Genomic DNA, 17,612 nt, shown 5'->3' with positions numbered 1-17,612 from the left:
ACAATATTCGCCCTGCCCAAAATAAACCTTTACTTCTCTGAAAAAAGCTGTGACAAGGGGTCCACTCAGCGTGACTGGACGCACGATTACTTCTTTGCCCCCATTGGGCAACTAACGTTCCTCGTCAGAAAAAGATTTACTCCCCCGTACCAGAGCATGAATAAAACTCCCCCGGACATTCCGGGTTCGACCGCTGTCGCGCGCCGTCGATATTCCTTCCTTTTCACCCAAGGCTCTTTAATGACTTTTCAGACCTTTTCCTTTGACTCCCGCATCGAAGCGGGCATCAAATCCTGCGGCTATGCCGTGCCCACTCCCATCCAGGAGCAGGCCATCCCCCTCGTCCTCGAAGGACACGACGTCATGGGGCTGGCCCAGACCGGCACCGGCAAGACCGCTGCCTTTGCCCTGCCCCTGCTGCAGAAGATCATCTCCTGCACCTCCCGGCAGCGCACCCCGCGCGTCCTGATCCTGGCGCCGACCAGGGAACTGGCGCTCCAGATCACCGAAGACTTCAACTCCCTCGGCCGGAGAACCGGCATCCGCAGCTGCGCCGTCATCGGCGGTGTGGCCATGGGCCAGCAGATCCGGGCCTGCAAGACCTCCCAGGTCATCGTGGCCTGCCCCGGACGGCTGGTTGCGCTCACCTCCAGGATGGGCGTGGTCAACCTCGGCACCATCGACACCCTGGTCCTCGACGAAGCGGACAGGATGCTCGACATGGGCTTCATGCCGGACATCAAGCGGGTCATCGCCCAGCTCCCGGCCAAGCGGCAGAACCTGCTCTTCTCCGCCACCATGCCCAAGGACATCAGGCTCCTGGCCAACAAGATCCTGAACAACCCCAAGACCGTCCAGGTGGCCAACACCTCTCCCGTGGCCAGCGTGAATCACGTCTTCTACAAGACGCACACCAGCCAGAAGAACGCACTGCTGGAAAACCTGCTCTCCAGGGCCGAACACAAGAGCATGCTCATCTTCACCCGCACCAAGCACAAGGCCAGGGACCTGTCCCGCAAGCTCTCCCAACGGGGCTGGGACACGACTTTCCTGCAGGGCAACATGAGCCAGAACCAGCGCCAGCGGGCTCTGGACGGCTTCCGCAAGGGCCGCTTCTCCATCATGGTCGCCACGGACATTGCGGCGCGCGGCCTCGACTGCGACCGCATCACCCACGTGGTCAACTACGACATGCCCGACACGGTGGAAACCTACACCCACCGCATCGGCAGGACAGGCCGCGCAGGCCGCTCCGGCAACGCCATCACCCTGGTCACCCAGGCCGACATCGGCCAGGTCCGGGCCATCGAGCGGGCCATGAAGATCACGGTCAAGCCCGAGGTCCCCAGCGGCTTCGAGCCCCAGGCCAATGCTCCCGAGCCCCGGAGCGAATCACGCCCCTACCCGACGGGTAAAGGCAACGCCCGCAACGGGAGGCGCAACAAGCGCCGTCCCGCAAGGGCCGCAGCCTAGACTCCCGGCACGTTTTCAATAGGCCCGACCCCGAACCGGCGCACCTGCGCACAGGCGGAGCACGGCCACAATCGACCATTGACCCTTTTTCGAGACAACGCCGATACGACCTCATTCCGGGGCATGATCGGCACAACCCAACCAAACAAACAACAGGAGACTCTCATGTCCAAGAACTTATACGTCGGCAACCTTGCCTGGGCCACGACCGAAAACGACATCCGCAACGCCTTTGCAGCCCACGGTGAAGTCATCTCCGTCAAGCTCATCGAAGACCGTGAAACCGGCCGCCCCCGCGGCTTCGGCTTCGTGGAAATGGACGACGCCGGCGCTGACGCCGTCATCGCCGAATTCGACGGCAAGGACTTCGACGGCCGCAACATCAAGGTCAACATCGCCAAGCCCCGCGAGGAACGCCCCCGCTGGTAGGCATTTCGCCACACAAAACAAATTCCCCCTGTCTTCTTCGATGAAGGCAGGGGGTTTTTCATTTCACGAAGCGCCGTGCGTCTTTTTCGGTGCGAACCCATTCGCCCGCAAGGATTGCATTGTCTTCCCGCAGCTTTGGATTTATAAGCGCAGGAAGCCTTGGGTCCTTCAACCGACTATTCAACGGACCGGCAACCTATTCCTCCCCTATCCTGTTGCCGCGCCGCATCACGGGAGCACGCGTGTCTCGCATACCATCATCTCACACGGCCTGGTACACATTGCCCTTGAACCGACTTGCCTCCCCCGCATTGCTCTGCCTGCTCGCGCTCAGCGTGCTGGCCGGTTGCGGAGGCGAGGAAAAGCAGGCCAAACGCGCCCGCACCGTGCCGGTCACGGTGGTGGCCGCGACCCGTGAGGACGTGCCGGTCAGCTTGAGCGCAGTGGGCAACGTGACCCCGCTGGCCTCGGTGGAAATCAAATCCCGTGTGGGCGGCATCATCGACAAACAGCTGGTCAAAAACGGCCAGGACGTGAAAAAGGGCGACCTGCTCTTCCGCATCGACCCGCGCTCCTTCGACCTGGCGATCAAAGAGGCCCGGGCCAAGCTCGACCGCGACCGCGCCCACCTGAACAAGGCCCGCGAAGACCTGCGCCGATACTCCAAGCTCAGGGAAAAGAACGTGGTCTCCCAGGACACGTACGACGACACCTTTGCCGAGGCCACCTCCCTGGAAAACACCATCCGGCTGAACGAGGCGGCCCTGGAAAAGGCGCAGCTCGACCGCGCCTACGCCTCCATCACCGCGCCCATCTCCGGCCGCGTGGGCATCGTCCAGGTCAACGAGGGCAACGTCATCAAGGCCAACGACGACCGGACCCTGTGCGTCATCAACCAGATCCGGCCCATCATCGTGTCCTTCACCCTGCCGGAGCGATACCTCGGCGAGATCATGCAGCGCCAGGCCCACGGCCCGCTCCGGGTGGACATCACCCCTTCGGGCACCGACGGCCTGACCGTGCAGGGCGAGCTGACCGCCGTGGACAACGCCGTGGACACGACCACGGGCACCATCCGGCTGCTGGCCTCCTACCCCAACGAGGACAACCGGTTCTGGCCGGGGCAGTTCGCCCGCGTGGGGCTGACCCTGCGCACCCTGAAAGGCGCGCTCCTGCTCCCCACCGGGGCCGTGCTCCAGGGCATGAACGGGCCGTATGTGTACGTGGTCGCTCCCACGGAGAAGAACACCGGCACCGTAACCCCGCGCGACGTGACATCCACCTACATCGTGGGTGAACGGACAGTGATCGATTCCGGCCTCGAACCCGGCGAGCTGGTGGTGCTTGACGGCCAGGTAGGGTTGAGTCCCGGCGCGCAGGTATCCGTCAAGAACCAGCCGCCCCCCGGCGGGGAAGGCGGAAAGGACAAGGCGAAGACCGCCGAAGGCGCGCAGCAATGAACCCGTCGGCACTGTTCGTCCGCCGCCCGATCATGACCACCCTGGTCATGACCGCCATCCTCGTGTTCGGCGCCATGGCCTACCTCAGGCTGCCTGTCAGCGACCTGCCCAGCGTGGACTTCCCGACCATCGAGGTCCAGGCCAGCCTGTCCGGGGCCAACCCGGAGACCATGGCCTCGTCCGTGGCCACGCCCCTTGAAAAACAGTTCTCCACCATCTCCGGTCTCGACTCCATGACCTCCATATCGAGCCTCGGAGCCACCCGCGTCACCCTCCAGTTCGACCTGGAGCGGGACATCGACGACGCGGCCCTGGACGTGCAGTCGGCCATCACCACCGCGCTGAGAAGGCTGCCCGACGACATGACCTCGGCCCCGAGCTTCCGCAAGGTCAACCCGGCGGACTCGCCCATCCTGTACCTGGCCCTGTCCTCGCCCACCATGCGGCTGTCGGACGTCAACGAGTACGCCGAGAACCTCATGGCCCAGCGCATCTCCATGGTCAACGGCGTGGCCCAGGTCATGGTCTACGGGTCCAAGAAATACGCGGTCCGCATCCAGCTCTCGCCGGAGAAGCTCTCCTCCATGGAACTGGGCGTGGACGAGGTGGCCGACGCGGTGCGCAACGGCAACGTCAACCTGCCCGTGGGCACGGTGGCCGGGCCGGTGCGCGAGTATATCGTCCGCTCCAACGGCAAGCTCATGAACGCCGACGACTACCGCCCCCTGGTGGTGGCCTGGCGCAACGGGGCACCGGTGCGGCTGGCCGACGTGGCCGACGTGTTCGACTCCGTGTCCCAGACCCGGCGGCTCAACTGGTACAACGGCCAGCCCGGCATGGTCCTGGCCATCCAGCGGCAGCCCGGCACCAACACCGTGGAAGTGGTCCAGGCCGTGCGCAAGCTGCTGCCCTCCTTCCAGGAACAACTCCCGGCGGCGGTCGAGCTGGACGTGCTCTACGACCGCTCCGAGTCCATCAAGGAATCCATTCAGGACGTGCAGTTCACCCTGCTCCTGACCGTGGGGTTGGTCATCCTGGTCATTTTCCTCTTCCTGCGCCGCCTGTCCGCCACCCTCATCCCGAGCCTGGCCCTGCCCATGTCCATCATCGGCACCTTCGCCGTCATGTACCTCTACGGGTTCAGCCTGAACAACATCACGCTCATGGCCCTGACCCTGTCCGTGGGCTTCGTGGTGGACGACGCCATCGTCATGCTGGAAAACATCGTCCGCCACGGCGAGATGGGCAAGACCACCAGGGAGGCCGTGCTCGACGGCTCGCGCCAGGTGGCCTTCACCATCGTGTCCATGACCATCTCCCTGGCCGCGGTCTTCCTGCCCGTGCTGTTCATGGGCGGCATCGTGGGCAGGCTGTTCCACGAATTCGCGGTCACCATCTGCGCCTCGATCCTCATCTCCGGGCTGGTCTCCCTGACCCTGACGCCCATGCTCTGCAACCTGATCATCCGCCCGAAAAAGCGGGAGCAACACGGCAGGCTCTTCAATTTCTTCGAACGCGGCTTCGAGGCCATGCGCGACCTGTATTCCGGGACCCTGGACTGGACCATCCGCCACCACCGGCTGACCATGCTGGCCTCGGTGCTGGTCCTGGTCATGACCGTGGTCCTGTTCCGGGCCATCCCCAAGGGATTCCTGCCCACCGAGGACGCGGGCAGGCTCATGGTCTCCACCGAAGCGGAACAGGGCGTGGCCTTTGCCACCATGATGGAACGCCAGCAGCAGCTGATGAAGATCGTTTCCACCGACAAGGCCGTGGACGGCTACATGTCCGTGGTCGGCGGCGGCGGTCCCAACCGGGGCGGCAACACGGGCAGGCTCATGCTCCACCTGCGGCCCCGCTCCGAGCGCGAAAGCGTGGAGGTCGTGCAGCAACGGCTCAGGAAGAAGCTCTCCCAGGTGCCGGGCATCCGGGCGTTCGTGTCCAACCCGCCGCCCATCCGCATCGGCGGGCGCAGCTCGAAGGGGCAGTACCAGTACACCCTGCAAAGCCCCAACACCGAAGAACTGTTCCGGGTGACCGCCGAGATGGAAAGGCGCATGCAGGAACTGGACTCCATCCAGGACGTGACCTCGGACATGGAGTTCGACAACCCGGAGCTGAACATCGCCATCGACCGGGACAAGGCGTCGGCGCTGGGCATCACCGCCTACCAGGTGGAGGACGCCCTTTCCACGTCCTTCGGCAACCGCAAGATTTCCAGTATCTACGCGCCCACGGACACCTACGACGTGATCATGGAGCTGGCCCCGCAGTACCAGAGCAACCCGGACGCCCTGGCCATGCTCTCGGTGCGCTCGAAAAACGGCAAGCTGGTGCGCATGGAATCCCTGGCCAAATGGAACCTCGGCGTGGGGCCGCTGTCCGTGAACCACTCCGGGCAGCTGCCGTCCGCGACCATCTCCTTCAACCTGCCGCCGGGCCAATCCCTGGGCTCGGCCGTGGACACGGTGACCGCCCTGGCCCGCGACGTGGTGCCGCCGTCCATCTCCACCAGCTTTCAGGGCGAGGCCCAGGCCTTCCAGGAATCCATGCGCGGCCTGTGGGTGCTGCTGGCCATGGCCATCCTGGTCATCTACCTGGTGCTCGGCATCCTGTACGAGAGCTTCGTCCACCCGCTGACCATCCTGTCGGGACTGCCCTCGGCGGGCGTGGGCGCGCTCCTGACCCTGATCTTCTTCGGCGAGGCCCTGAACATCTACGCCTTTGTCGGCATCATCATGCTCATCGGGATCGTGAAAAAGAACGCCATCATGATGATCGACTTCGCCGTGGAGACCCAGCGCGAGCAGGGCCTGGCCGCCATGGAGGCGATCCGCCAGGGCGCGCTGACCCGGTTCCGGCCGATCATGATGACCACCATGGCCGCGCTCATGGGCACCCTGCCCATCGCGCTGGGCATCGGCGCGGGCGCGGAGGCGCGGCGGCCCCTCGGCCTGGCCGTGGTCGGCGGGCTCATGGTCTCCCAGCTCCTGACGCTCTACTTCACGCCGGTCTATTACATGTATCTGGATGCGGCCCAGCAGAAGCTGAACCGGTTGTTCGGCAACCGGGGGCGCTAGGAGCCCGTCAACTTTCGGCCAGGGCGTCCTCTTCCCGGGGTTCCAGATCGAGGGTGATGGTCACGGCCTCCTCCATTTCCGACACGAACCGGATATCCAATAATCCGATGACCTCGTCCTCGATCCTCTCGACAGAGAACGCGCAACCCTGCGGCAGAATGGCCGTGGCAGGCTCGAACACCTTTGTGCTGCCCACTCACCAGGCCAACGCCCTGATCTATATCCCGGCGGTCACCGCGCCATCGACCACGTCCGAAGCGGCACCGGCATGACCATAATCATGGTCGTGATGATTGCCACGACGATGACATTCCATTAGTTTGTTCACGGTGCCGGGGTCCGTCCCCTGCACCGTTTCAGGCAACAGGACAAACGACACGCATCAAACTCGCTCAAACGGATAATTCATTGACGCGACGCCTCGGCAGGAGACCAATCCGGCTTCCACACCCCGCCGCATGAGGCGTTTTGTCACGTTTCAAGGAGATGTAAACAATGCAAGCCCCCCTTTCCCGCACCTTTGCCGAGACCTTCCTCGGCGCAGCCCCCGGCTGGTACAAGCTGACCATCGTCGGGTTCCTCATCGCAAATCCCGTACTGATGATCACGGTCGGCCCCTTCGTCACCGGTTGGACGCTGATCGCCGAGTTCATCTTCACCCTGGCCATGGCGCTCAAGTGCTACCCCCTTCCGGCGGGCGGCCTGCTGGCCGTCGAGGCCGTGATCATGGGCCTGACCTCGCCCGAAGTGGTCTACCACGAAGCCCTGAAGAACTTCGAGGTCATTCTGCTGCTGATCTTCATGGTGGCGGGCATCTACTTCATGAAGGACTTCCTGCAGTTCACCTTCACCCGCATCCTGGTCCGGGTCCGCTCCAAGAAGGCCATCGCCCTGCTGTTCTGTATCGCGGGCGCGTTCCTCTCGGCCTTCCTGGACGCCCTGACCGTGACCGCAGTCATCATGGCCGTGGCCTACGGGTTCTACAACGTCTACCACCGGTTCGTGTCCGGCAAAAGCTACGCCGACGCCCACGACCTGAACTCGGACGATTCCGTCAGGGAGCAGTCCCGCGCGGAACTCCGCAAATTCAGGGGCTTCCTGCGCAACCTGATGATGCACGGCGCGGTGGGCACGGCCCTGGGCGGCGTGTGCACCCTGGTGGGCGAGCCGCAGAACCTGCTGGTGGGCGGCGAGATGGGCTGGCACTTCATCCCGTTCTTCCTGCACGCCATGCCCGTGACCATGCCCGTCCTGGCCGTGGGTCTCGTGACCTGCCTGGTCGTGGAGCAGTTCCACCTCTTCGGATACGGGCACAAACTGCCCGGCAACATCCGCTCCTTTCTCCTGGAGACAGCCATCGAGATGGAGGCAAAGGCAGGACCCAAGGGCCGGCTCAAGCTGGTCATCCAGGCATGCGTCGGCCTGTGGCTGATCGCCGCCCTGGCCTTCCACCTGGCGGCAGTGGGGCTGATCGGCCTGTCGGTCATCATCCTCCTGACCGCCTTCACGGGCGTCACCGAGGAGCACCAGCTCGGCCACGCCTTCGAGGAGGCCCTGCCCTTCACCGCACTGCTGGTGGTCTTCTTCTCCGTGGTCGCGGTCATCCACTCCCAGGAGCTGTTCACCCCGATCATCGAGTTCGTCCTGCACCTCAAGGGCCAGAACCAGCTCGTGGCATACTACGCGGCCAACGGAATTCTTTCGTCCATTTCGGACAACGTCTTTGTGGCCACGGTCTACATCTCGGAGACCAAGCTGCACTTCGTTCACGTGCTGGACACCATTCCCGGTATCGGGATGAGCGGGCAGGAACTCATGGCCCGGCTCACGGACACGCACATCGCGCGAGCCGAAACACTCGCGACCCTTCCTCACGATACCGCAGTCCTGGTCGAGCAGACCATGGAGCATTTCGACAAGCTGGCCGTGGCCATCAACACCGGGACCAACATCCCCTCGGTGGCCACCCCCAACGGCCAGGCAGCGTTTCTCTTCCTGCTGACCAGCGCCCTCGCTCCGGTCATCCGCCTCTCCTACGGCAGAATGGTCATGTTGGCGCTCCCCTACACGATCACCATGTCCCTGACCGGACTGGCAGCGGTGTACGCCTTTCTTTAACCCCCGTTAAAGAAACAACCGTCCGGCACGCAAGGGCTCCCGACCAATCATGATCGGGAGCCCTTTTCGCTTCCCCCGGTTCCCGGGCGCGCCCGCTCCCCGCCCTTCTTTTCATTGTTTCACATTATGAAAACTTTATCTGAATATTGAAATCATCTTGACGCCTATTTGGCCTGCCGCCTAATTTGGGTCCAACGGAGGAGAAACAGGACCTCCGACCGGCGGGCGCAGCCGGAGAATCTCAACCCGAAAACACCATGGCTGCAACGAGCATAAAATCGATCATCTCACTGGGCGAACCACTCATCGAGTTGTCGGCCACCGACGAAGGAACCCTCGACACGGTCTCCTCGTTCATCACCGGCTTCGGCGGCGACGCCTCCAACTTCGCGGTGGCGGCCCGCAGGGCCGGCGGGGACGTGTCCATGCTGACCCAGATCGGCCAGGACCCCTTTGGCGACGCATTCCTGAACATGTGGGCCAAAGAGGGCATCGACACCAGCCTAGTGAAGCGCTCCGCAGCCGGGCCCACCGGCATCTATTTCATATCCCGGAACAGCGGAAGCCACTATTTCACGTACTACAGGTCGGGCTCGGCGGCCTCGCTCATGACCCCGGACCTGCTGCCGGAGGTGTCCATCCGCGAGGCGCGCCTGCTCCACGTGACCGGCGTGACCCAGGGCATCTCCGACTCCGCCTGCGAGACATCCTTCGCCGCCATGGACATCGCACGGCAGGCCGGGACCCTCATCTCCTACGACCCCAATTACCGCCCGGCCCTGTGGCCCATGGAAAAGGCCGTCAGCGTGATCGAGGAGTCCGTTTCCCGGGCGGACATCATCTTTCCCAGCATGGAAGAGACCGAAATGCTTTTCGGCTCCATCGAGCCGGAAGCCGCCGTCCGGAAATACCTGGAGCTCGGCGCAGGGACAGTGGTCCTGAAACTGGGCACCCACGGCGCGCTGCTGGCGTCCGGCGACGGGATCAAGCGCATCCCGGCCATGCGGGTGAACGCGGTGGACGCCTCCGGGGCGGGCGATACCTTTGCCGGATCATTTGCCGCCGCGTACATGGAAAACCGCCCGCCCGAATGGTGTGCCCGCTTTGCGGTCACGGCGGCGGGGCTGAGCACCACGGGCTTCGGCTGCGTGACGCCCATACCCGCGAGAAAGGATATTCTGTCACATATGGCGCCCGGCCCCGACTAGCCGGGCCCGTTTTGTGAAATGAATTTCATATTATGGAAATTGTGTGAGCGGGACTGGAGGGAGAATTGGTCCCGTTGCGGTCCAAGCCGACATCTGCGACAAACAGATGCCGGGAAACAACTTTTCCTTTTTGCAAGGAGGGTATCGAAATGTTCAGACGTCTGATGATTGCAGTCCTCGTATTCGCGATGGCCGTGCCTGCCATGATCGGCTCGGCTTCTGCGGCGGACCACGTGTTCAAGTATGCCAACACGCAGTCGGAGAACCATCCCCGAAGCAAATCCATGGTCTACTTCAAGGAGCAGCTGGAAAAACGCTCCGACGGCAAGATCAAGGTCGAGCTGTACTTCTCCGGCACCCTGGGCAAGGAGTCCGAAGTTCTTGAAATGGTCAAGCTCGGCAACCTCCAGGGCTGCCGCGGCGGCCTGTTCGAACGCGCCAACAAGAAGTACCTGATGTACACCCTGCCCTTCATGTTCGCCAACGCCGACCAGGTGGTCAAGGTCATGAACTCCGACCTGGGCAAGGAAATCAACCAGGGCGCCATGGCCAACGGCTTCTACGTCCCGGCCACCGGCGTTGCAGGCGGCATGCGCCAGCCCACCAACAAGGTCCGTCCCATCACTTCCGTGGCCGACCTCAAGGGCCTCAAGCTGCGTACGCCCCCCATCGACGTGACCATCCGCACCTTCAAGGAACTGGGCGCCAACCCGCAGCAGGTCCCCTACACCGAGACCTACATGGCGCTGAAGACCGGCGTTGTGGACGGCCAGGAGAACCCCTTCTCCAACTGCGTGGACATGAAGTTCTACGAAGTCCAGAAATACCTGTCCGTCCTGAACTGGCAGGTCCATCCGGATCCGTTCTACGTCAACCCCGCATGGTACAAGGGCCTTCCCGCCGACCTGCAGAAGGTCTTCGACGAAGTGTCCGTGGACACCATGAACTACAGCAACAAGATCTGGCTGGCCTCTGAAGACGGCTACTACGAGACCCTCAAGGGCAAGCTCGAGGTCAACGTCCTCGAAGAAGCCGCCTACAAGGAATTCGTCGAAGCCGTGAAGCCGGTCTGGCAGTACTATGTCGATCAGGGCGACTTCACCTGGGACGACATCAATCGCGCCCAGAAGATCGCTCAGTAGTAGAAACTCCGTAACACATCGGCGATCACGGGAAGACCCCCCTTCCCGTGATCGCCGTGGACTCTGTGGAAGGGGAGGGTTCTATGCATTATTGGCTCGATACAATCGAATACTGGCTCAGGAAGGGGCTGGAAGTCACGGTCACCGTGTTCTTCCTGTTCATCCTCTGCCTGACGGTGACCCTGGTTGTCCTGCGGTACGGGTTCAACTCCTCACTCATCTGGGGCAGCGAAGCCATGAATTTCCTGTTCATCTACACCACGGCCCTCGGGGCCGCAGCCGCCATCAGCAACGGGACGCACATCAAGATCAGCTGTCTCAAGGACATGACCAAAGGAAACTTCCGGAAGGTCATGGACTTCGTGGGCTGCCTGCTGGTGTGCATGGTCAATGCCGTGATGGGCTGGTTCAGCCTCCCCTGGATCGCTTCGGCCGGTGCGTTCGAGTCGCCGGTCATGCGGTTGCCCATGTGGATCGTCCAGGCGATCATTCCCCTGGGATGCGGGCTGGCCTGCTTCTTCTGTCTGCTTCACATGATCCGCATCGTCGTCAGCGACGATCTCCAAGGGAGTGACACCACATGCTGATTCTTCTCTGCAGCCTCATGATCTGCCTGCTGCTCGGCGTTCCCATCGCCTATTCACTGGGCGTCTCCGGATTCCTCTATTTCCTTTTCGTCCACCCGGAACTGCTGACGGTCCTGCCCCAGCGGCTGTTCGCGGGCATGGATTCCTATGCCATGATCGCGCTCCCCCTGTTCATCCTCATGGGCCTGTTCATGAACTCGGGCGGCGTGACCACGCGACTCATCAATTTCAGCATGATCTTCGTCGGCCGCTTCCGCGGCGGCCTGGGCGCGGTCAACGTCATGGCCAGCATGATCTTCGGCGGCATATCCGGCTCCTCGGTCTCGGACACGGCGTCCGTGGGCGCGGTACTCATCCCGGAAATGGTCAAGAAGGGCTATACCCCCCAATTTTCCAGCGGCATCACCGTGGCCTCCTCCACCATGGGCATGATCATCCCGCCCAGCGTGCCGATGATCATCTACGCCCTGGTCAGCGAGGAATCCGTGGGCCAGCTGTTCATGGGCAGCCTGATCCCGGGCGTGCTCATCGGCGTATTGATGCTGGGCATCACCCTCGTGTATTCCTACATCAAGAAATACCCCAAGGAAGAAATCGTCCTGACCCGCGCCCTGGTCGTGGAACGGACCAGGCAGTCCATCCTGGCCATCATCATGCCCGCATTCGTGGTGGGCGCGGTGGTCTTCGGCGTGGCCACGGCCACGGAATCCGCAGGCATGGGAGCCCTCTACGCCTTCCTGGTCGGCGCATTCGTCATCCGCGAACTGGACCTGAAAAAGGTGCCGGAGCTGATGAAGAGCGCCATCCTGACCAGTTCCACGGTCATGATCATCATCGCCCTGTCCCAGCTCTACATCTGGATTCTCGCCCTGGAGCGCATCCCCCAGACCGTGGCCGCGTTCGTCACCGGCCTGGACATGCCCACCCTGCTCATGCTGCTGGTGCTCGACATCATCATCATCGTCACCGGCACCTTCGTCGACGTCAGCCCGGCCATCCTGCTGCTCACGCCGGTCTTCCTGCCCGCCGCCCGGGCCGTGGGCGTGGACGGCATCCAGTTCGGCGTCCTGCTCATCTCGGGCCTGGCCGTGGGCCTGGTCACGCCGCCGGTCGGCATGTGCTTGAATGTGGCCTCGGCAATAAGTAAACTCGGCATAGGGACCATATTCACCGCAGCCGCGCCATTCCTGCTGGCCAACCTGATCGTGCTTCTGCTGATCACGTTCGTGCCGCAGGTGACGCTCTGGCTGCCTTCACTGTTCTATTAACTACTTAATATGTAAAACATATATTCAAACCTTCAAGGAGCCATACAATGGAAGTTCGCCACGCAGTACACCCTGATCACGCCGCCGCCATGGACACTGACGAGCTGCGCGAACACTTTCTGATCGAATCCCTGTTCGAGGAAGAACCGACCATGGTCTACTCGTTCTACGACCGCCTCATCGTGGCCGGCGTGAAACCGACCAAGCCGGTCAGTCTCGAAGCCGACCCCAAGATCATCGGCGCGGACTACCTCCTGCAGCGCCGCGAGATGGGCGTCATCAACATCGGCGGCCCGGGCTCGGTGGCCGTGGACGGCGAAGGGTACGCCATGGCCCCCCGCGACGGCCTGTTCATCGGCATGGGCGGCAGGGAGATCGCCTTCAACAGCGACGACGCCGCCAACCCGGCGCGCTTCTACATCCTGAGCGCACCGGCCCACACCACCTACCCGACCACCCACATCTCCTTTGCCGACGCCCAGCCCGTCACCCTGGGCGAGGTGGAAAACAGCAACAAGCGGACCATCCGCAAGTACATCCATCCAGACGGCGTCAAGAGCTGCCAGCTGGTCATGGGCATGACCACCCTGGAAACGGGCTGCGTCTGGAACACCATGCCTCCCCACTCCCACCAGCGCCGCATGGAGGCCTACATCTACTTCGACATGAGCCCGGAAAACGTGGTCTTCCACCTCATGGGCGAACCGGACGAGACCCGGCATATCGTGGTCCGGGAAGGCCAGGTGGTGCTCTCCCCCAGTTGGTCCCTGCACTCGGGCGTGGGCACCGGCGCCTACACCTTCATCTGGGGCATGGCCGGCGAAAACCAGACCTTCACCGACATGGACGGCATCGACATGGGTGAACTCAAGTAAGGGGAAAACCATGATTCTCGATCAATTCAAACTCGACGGCAAGGTGGCCATCGTCACCGGCTGCAACCGGGGCATAGGCAGGGGCATGGCCCTCGGCCTGGCCGAGGCGGGCGCGGACATCGCCGGGGTCTTCCACTCCACGGCTACCGGAGTGGAAGAGGAAATCACGGCCATGGGCCGCCGGTTCTGCCCCATCCAGGCCGACCTCGGGGACCCGGGCTGCGTCCGGTCCATCGTGGACAAGGCCGTGGCCGAACTGGGCCGCGTGGACATCCTGGTCAACAACGCGGGCATCATCCGCAGGAGCCCCGCCCTGGAATTCAGCGAAGAGGACTGGGACCAGGTCATGGACGTGAACCTGAAGAGCGTCTTCTTCCTGTGCCAGGCCGCCGCCAAACAGATGGTGGAGCAGGGCCGGGGCGGCAAGATCATCAACGTGGCCTCCATGCTCTCCTTCCAGGGGGGCATCCTGGTCAGCTCCTACACCGCGTCCAAGAGCGGCGTCATGGGACTGACCCGGCTGCTGGCCAACGAATGGGCGTCCAAGGGCATCCAGGTCAACGCCATCGCTCCCGGCTACATCGCCACTGACAACACGGCTGCCCTGCGGGCCGACGAAGAGCGCAACAGGCAGATCCTGGCGCGCATCCCTGCCGACCGCTGGGGCGACCCCGAGGACCTCAAGGGGTGCGTGGTCTTCCTGGCCTCCAAGGCGTCGGAATACGTGAACGGGTATACCGTGGCCGTTGACGGCGGCTGGCTGGCAAGGTAGCAGAATCCGATGGCTGTACAGACACTCGACCGCGCCTTCGACATCGTCGAACTTTTGTCCAGGGAAACCGGTGGACTGAATCTCACCGAGATCGCCACGCGCATGAACCTGAACAAGTCCACGGCGCACCGCATCCTGGCCGCGCTCCAGGAGCGGGGTTACGTGGAGAAGCGCGAACAGGGGAAAGTCTACCGGCTGGGGCTCGAATTCATCGAGCTTTCCAGCGCCTTCCTGAACAGCCTGGAACTCAAGACCGAAGCCCAGCCCATCCTGAACCAGCTCTCCCGGCAGACCGGGCAGACCGTGTTCATGGCCATCATGCGGGAAGGCGACGTGGTCTACATCGACAAGGTCGAGTCCTTCAACAGCCTGCGCCGCTACAAGATCATCGGCAAGCGGATGCCCAGCTACGCCACCTCCCTGGGCAAGTCCCTGCTCACCGGGCTGACCGAGGCGGAAATCGTCAAGCTCTATGAGAACAGGCCGTTCAACAAGATCACGGAGTACACCATCGACAACGTCCACGACCTGCTCAAGGAAGTGGACCTGACCCGGCGGCGCGGCTGGGCGCACGACAACCAGGAGAACGAACTGGGGACCATGTGCGTCGGAGCACCGATCTACGACTACCGGAACATGGTCGTCGCGGCGGTCAGCGTGGCCTGGGAAATCGAAGGCCAGCCGGACCTCGACCTGAAGCGGGTGGCCGCGCTGGTGGTGGAAGCGACCCAGGAGATATCCCACCGCATGGGCTACCGCTGGAAGACCTCCTCGGTGAAACCGCTGTAGCCCGTCCGCTGCAAGTCAGGAAAGCTTATGAATCTGCTCGACACCATACGCGCCGTGTCCATCGTCCCGGTGGTCGCCCTGCCCGAGCCGGGCCACGCCGTCCCCCTGGCCAAGGCCCTGGTGGACGGGGAGCTGCCCATCGCGGAAGTGACCTTCCGCACTCCGGCCGCCGCCGAGGGCATCAGGCTGATGACCCGCGAATGCCCGGACATGCTGGTCGGCGCGGGCACGGTCCTGACCACGGCCCAGGTGGACGCGGCCATGGACGCCGGGGCGGCCTTCATCGTGGCTCCGGGCTTCGACCCCGTGGTGGTGGATTACTGCCTGGAACGATCCATTCCGGTCATGCCCGGCGTGTGCACGGCCAGCGAACTGACCCAGGCCGTGCTCCGGGAACTGCCTGCCGTGAAATTCTTCCCTGCCGAGGCCATGGGCGGCCTCAAGACGCTGAAGAGCCTGGCGGCCCCGTTCCGGCCCATGGACTTCATGGTCACGGGCGGGTTGTCCATGGACAACATGGCTCCCTACCTCGCCTGGGACCGCATCCTGGCCATCGGCGGCAGCTGGATGGTCAAGAAACAGCTCCTCGCGGACCGGGACTTCGACCGGGTGCGCGAGCTGGCTGCGGAAGCCGTGCAGGCGGTCCGCGCCCTCCGATCCTGATTCAACCGAAAACGTGATCCGGGCGGCTCAGCCCATTCCCGGCAGCTCCACGCGAACCACGGTGCCCTCTTCCTCGGTGGTGTTCATGGCGATGGTTCCCTTGTGTGCCTTCACGGCCAGCCGGGCGCTGTAGGTGCCCAGGCCGGTTCCGTTGTGCTTGCCGTGAGTGGAATACTTGGCGAAGAACGTCTCGCGCACTGACTCGGGCACGGGCAGGCTGTTGCGGACCTCCATGACCACGGGATCGCCCCGGGTGAAGGCCACCCGCACCGGCGCGTCGCCCGCCGACTCCAGGCCGTTCTTGAGCAGGTTGGCGGCCATGCAGTAGAGCAGGGTGGAATCGCCGGGGATGATGAGCGTGTCGTCCACGCCCACCGGCCTGCCGTCCAGCGTGATCTCCACCGGCTGGCCGAACTCCTTGTTCGACTCCAGCCCCCGGGCCGCCCGCCGGACAATGGACAGCCAGTCCGTGGGCACGGGGTCATGGTCATAGGTCCCGGACTCCAGCTTGTACAGGGTCAGGGACTGGTTGATCAGGTCCATCATGCGCATGCCCGCCTCTTCCAGCACCACGAGCATCTCCCGCTGCCGGTCGGTCAGGTTGTCCGCCTTGAGCAGCATTCCCGGCAACCCGACAATCCCCATGAGCGGCGACTTCAGGTCGTGCCGGACCATGCGCTCCACGTCCTCCCTGAGCTTTTCCGCCGCCTTGTGTGCCGTGATGTCGATGCCGATGAACAGGGTGCCCACGACCCGGTCATCCCGGTCCATGCTCATGGACGAAGCCAGGGAGAGCCAGGCGCTCGAGCCGTTGCTGCGGCTGACCTCGACCTCGTCGAGATAGGAATCGCCCCTCGGGTTCAGGGCGCCCGCGTCGGCGAACAGCAACTCTGAGGCCTTGCGCCCTTCCAACTCCTCCTGGGTATAGCCGAAGAATTCCCGCCCGAAGCGGTTCATGAACCGGATATTGCCGTCCAGGGAGAGCTCCAGGACGATGGCGTGGGACTGCTCGACCAGATTCCGGTATTGCCTGCGGCTCCGCCGCAACTCCTCCTCGGCGAGCTTGCGCGAGTCGATGATCCGGTTGCTGGCCCGGGTGCCGAGGTGATTGCCCTCCTCGTCGGTCACGGGCGCGCATCGGTGGCTGACCCAGTGTACGGTCCCGTCGGCCGCGATGATCCGGAAATCGAGGTCCGCCGCATCGCCCGCCCCCCGCTCACGGGCAAGGTGGTCGGCCACCAGCTCCGCGTCGTCCGGGTGGATGATCCGCTCCATGAGCCCCGGGTCAGCCATGAACGCCTCCCGCTCAAACCCCGTCACCCGCAGGCACGACGGCGAAAGGTACCGGAACTCTCCGTCCGGCCCGCGCCAGTATTCCCAGTCATAGGTGAAATCGGCCACCGTGCGGAACCGCTCTTCGCTGGCGACCAGCTTGTCGTTGGCATCCCTGAGCTGCCGGAAAACGGGCCGGATCAGGACCACCCCCGCGAAAACCGCCGCCGAGACCCCGAGACCGATGACCTCGAAGGTCAGGTCCGGTGTTTCAGCACCCTTCAGGCCCAACCACAGGGTGTACACCCGACGATGGACCATCCCGGCCAAGCCGACGGCAATGAGTATCCAGGAAATGCGGTGCCGGGTCAGGGCGATGAGGCGCAATGCCCAGACAGCGGCGGCCAGTTGCAGCAGGATGGATGCGGCTATGATCAAATGCATGGGCACGATCCTCCCGGAGGATGCGGGCGGCG

Annotated in this window: 15 protein-coding genes; 13 read left to right on the top strand and 2 right to left on the bottom strand. The window is 63.4% G+C overall.

Annotation, left to right across the window (positions count from 1 at the left end; genetic code table 11):
* Positions 1 to 240: 240 nt before the first annotated feature.
* From OO730_RS13080 to OO730_RS13065, 4 genes are all read left to right on the top strand, one after another.
* Complete coding sequence (locus OO730_RS13080; RefSeq protein ID WP_264981918.1) at positions 241 to 1,473, top strand: DEAD/DEAH box helicase; 1,233 nt, start codon at positions 241 to 243, stop codon at positions 1,471 to 1,473.
* 165 nt (positions 1,474 to 1,638) lie between these two features.
* Positions 1,639 to 1,902: an RNA recognition motif domain-containing protein gene (locus OO730_RS13075; RefSeq protein ID WP_264981917.1), complete on the top strand. Its 264-nt coding sequence runs from the start codon at positions 1,639 to 1,641 to the stop codon at positions 1,900 to 1,902.
* 287 nt (positions 1,903 to 2,189) lie between these two features.
* Complete coding sequence (locus OO730_RS13070) at positions 2,190 to 3,362, top strand: efflux RND transporter periplasmic adaptor subunit (protein ID WP_264981916.1); 1,173 nt, start codon at positions 2,190 to 2,192, stop codon at positions 3,360 to 3,362.
* On the top strand, positions 3,359 to 6,442 hold the full coding sequence (locus OO730_RS13065) for an efflux RND transporter permease subunit (RefSeq protein ID WP_264981915.1): 3,084 nt from the start codon (positions 3,359 to 3,361) through the stop codon (positions 6,440 to 6,442). The genes OO730_RS13070 and OO730_RS13065 overlap by 4 nt, the downstream gene beginning before the upstream one ends.
* A 7-nt stretch (positions 6,443 to 6,449) precedes the next feature.
* Here the strand turns inward: OO730_RS13065 and OO730_RS13060 are convergent, their stop codons facing one another.
* Positions 6,450 to 6,638: a hypothetical protein gene (locus tag OO730_RS13060; protein ID WP_264981914.1), complete on the bottom strand. Its 189-nt coding sequence runs from the start codon at positions 6,636 to 6,638 to the stop codon at positions 6,450 to 6,452.
* Between the two features lie 299 nt (positions 6,639 to 6,937).
* Here OO730_RS13060 and nhaB point away from each other — a divergent pair, with 299 nt between their 5' ends.
* The 9 genes from nhaB to eda all read left to right on the top strand — a co-directional run bounded on the left by nhaB (position 6,938) and on the right by eda (position 15,864).
* Positions 6,938 to 8,560: a sodium/proton antiporter NhaB gene (nhaB, locus tag OO730_RS13055; RefSeq protein WP_264981913.1), complete on the top strand. Its 1,623-nt coding sequence runs from the start codon at positions 6,938 to 6,940 to the stop codon at positions 8,558 to 8,560.
* Between the two features lie 257 nt (positions 8,561 to 8,817).
* Positions 8,818 to 9,768 (top strand): sugar kinase, encoded by a 951-nt coding sequence (locus tag OO730_RS13050; RefSeq protein ID WP_264981912.1) that lies wholly within the window; start codon positions 8,818 to 8,820, stop codon positions 9,766 to 9,768.
* A 149-nt stretch (positions 9,769 to 9,917) separates the two neighbouring features.
* Positions 9,918 to 10,910: a TRAP transporter substrate-binding protein gene (locus OO730_RS13045; protein ID WP_264981911.1), complete on the top strand. Its 993-nt coding sequence runs from the start codon at positions 9,918 to 9,920 to the stop codon at positions 10,908 to 10,910.
* An 83-nt stretch (positions 10,911 to 10,993) separates the two neighbouring features.
* On the top strand, positions 10,994 to 11,497 hold the full coding sequence (locus tag OO730_RS13040; protein WP_264981909.1) for a TRAP transporter small permease: 504 nt from the start codon (positions 10,994 to 10,996) through the stop codon (positions 11,495 to 11,497).
* Complete coding sequence (locus tag OO730_RS13035; RefSeq protein WP_264981908.1) at positions 11,491 to 12,765, top strand: TRAP transporter large permease; 1,275 nt, start codon at positions 11,491 to 11,493, stop codon at positions 12,763 to 12,765. The genes OO730_RS13040 and OO730_RS13035 overlap by 7 nt, the downstream gene beginning before the upstream one ends.
* A 47-nt stretch (positions 12,766 to 12,812) precedes the next feature.
* Complete coding sequence (gene kduI, locus OO730_RS13030; protein ID WP_264981907.1) at positions 12,813 to 13,640, top strand: 5-dehydro-4-deoxy-D-glucuronate isomerase; 828 nt, start codon at positions 12,813 to 12,815, stop codon at positions 13,638 to 13,640.
* A 10-nt stretch (positions 13,641 to 13,650) separates the two neighbouring features.
* Positions 13,651 to 14,412, top strand: a complete 762-nt coding sequence (kduD, locus tag OO730_RS13025) for a 2-dehydro-3-deoxy-D-gluconate 5-dehydrogenase KduD (protein WP_264981906.1) — start codon at positions 13,651 to 13,653, stop codon at positions 14,410 to 14,412.
* A 9-nt stretch (positions 14,413 to 14,421) separates the two neighbouring features.
* Positions 14,422 to 15,201 carry an IclR family transcriptional regulator gene (locus OO730_RS13020; RefSeq protein ID WP_264981905.1) on the top strand — a complete coding sequence of 260 codons (780 nt, stop codon included), beginning with the start codon at positions 14,422 to 14,424 and terminating at the stop codon, positions 15,199 to 15,201.
* A 27-nt stretch (positions 15,202 to 15,228) separates the two neighbouring features.
* A complete protein-coding gene (gene eda, locus OO730_RS13015; RefSeq protein WP_264981904.1) occupies positions 15,229 to 15,864 on the top strand; it encodes a bifunctional 4-hydroxy-2-oxoglutarate aldolase/2-dehydro-3-deoxy-phosphogluconate aldolase in 636 nt (211 codons plus the stop codon).
* A 27-nt stretch (positions 15,865 to 15,891) separates the two neighbouring features.
* Here the strand turns inward: eda and OO730_RS13010 are convergent, their stop codons facing one another.
* Entirely contained in the window at positions 15,892 to 17,580 is a 1,689-nt protein-coding gene (locus OO730_RS13010) for a PAS domain-containing sensor histidine kinase (protein ID WP_264981903.1), read from the bottom strand.
* Between the last annotated feature and the right edge of the window lie 32 nt (positions 17,581 to 17,612).

This window comes from Pseudodesulfovibrio portus, from assembly GCF_026000375.1.
Lineage (GTDB): Bacteria > Desulfobacterota > Desulfovibrionia > Desulfovibrionales > Desulfovibrionaceae > Pseudodesulfovibrio > Pseudodesulfovibrio portus.
This window is presented reverse-complemented; position numbering and strand designations above follow the sequence as displayed.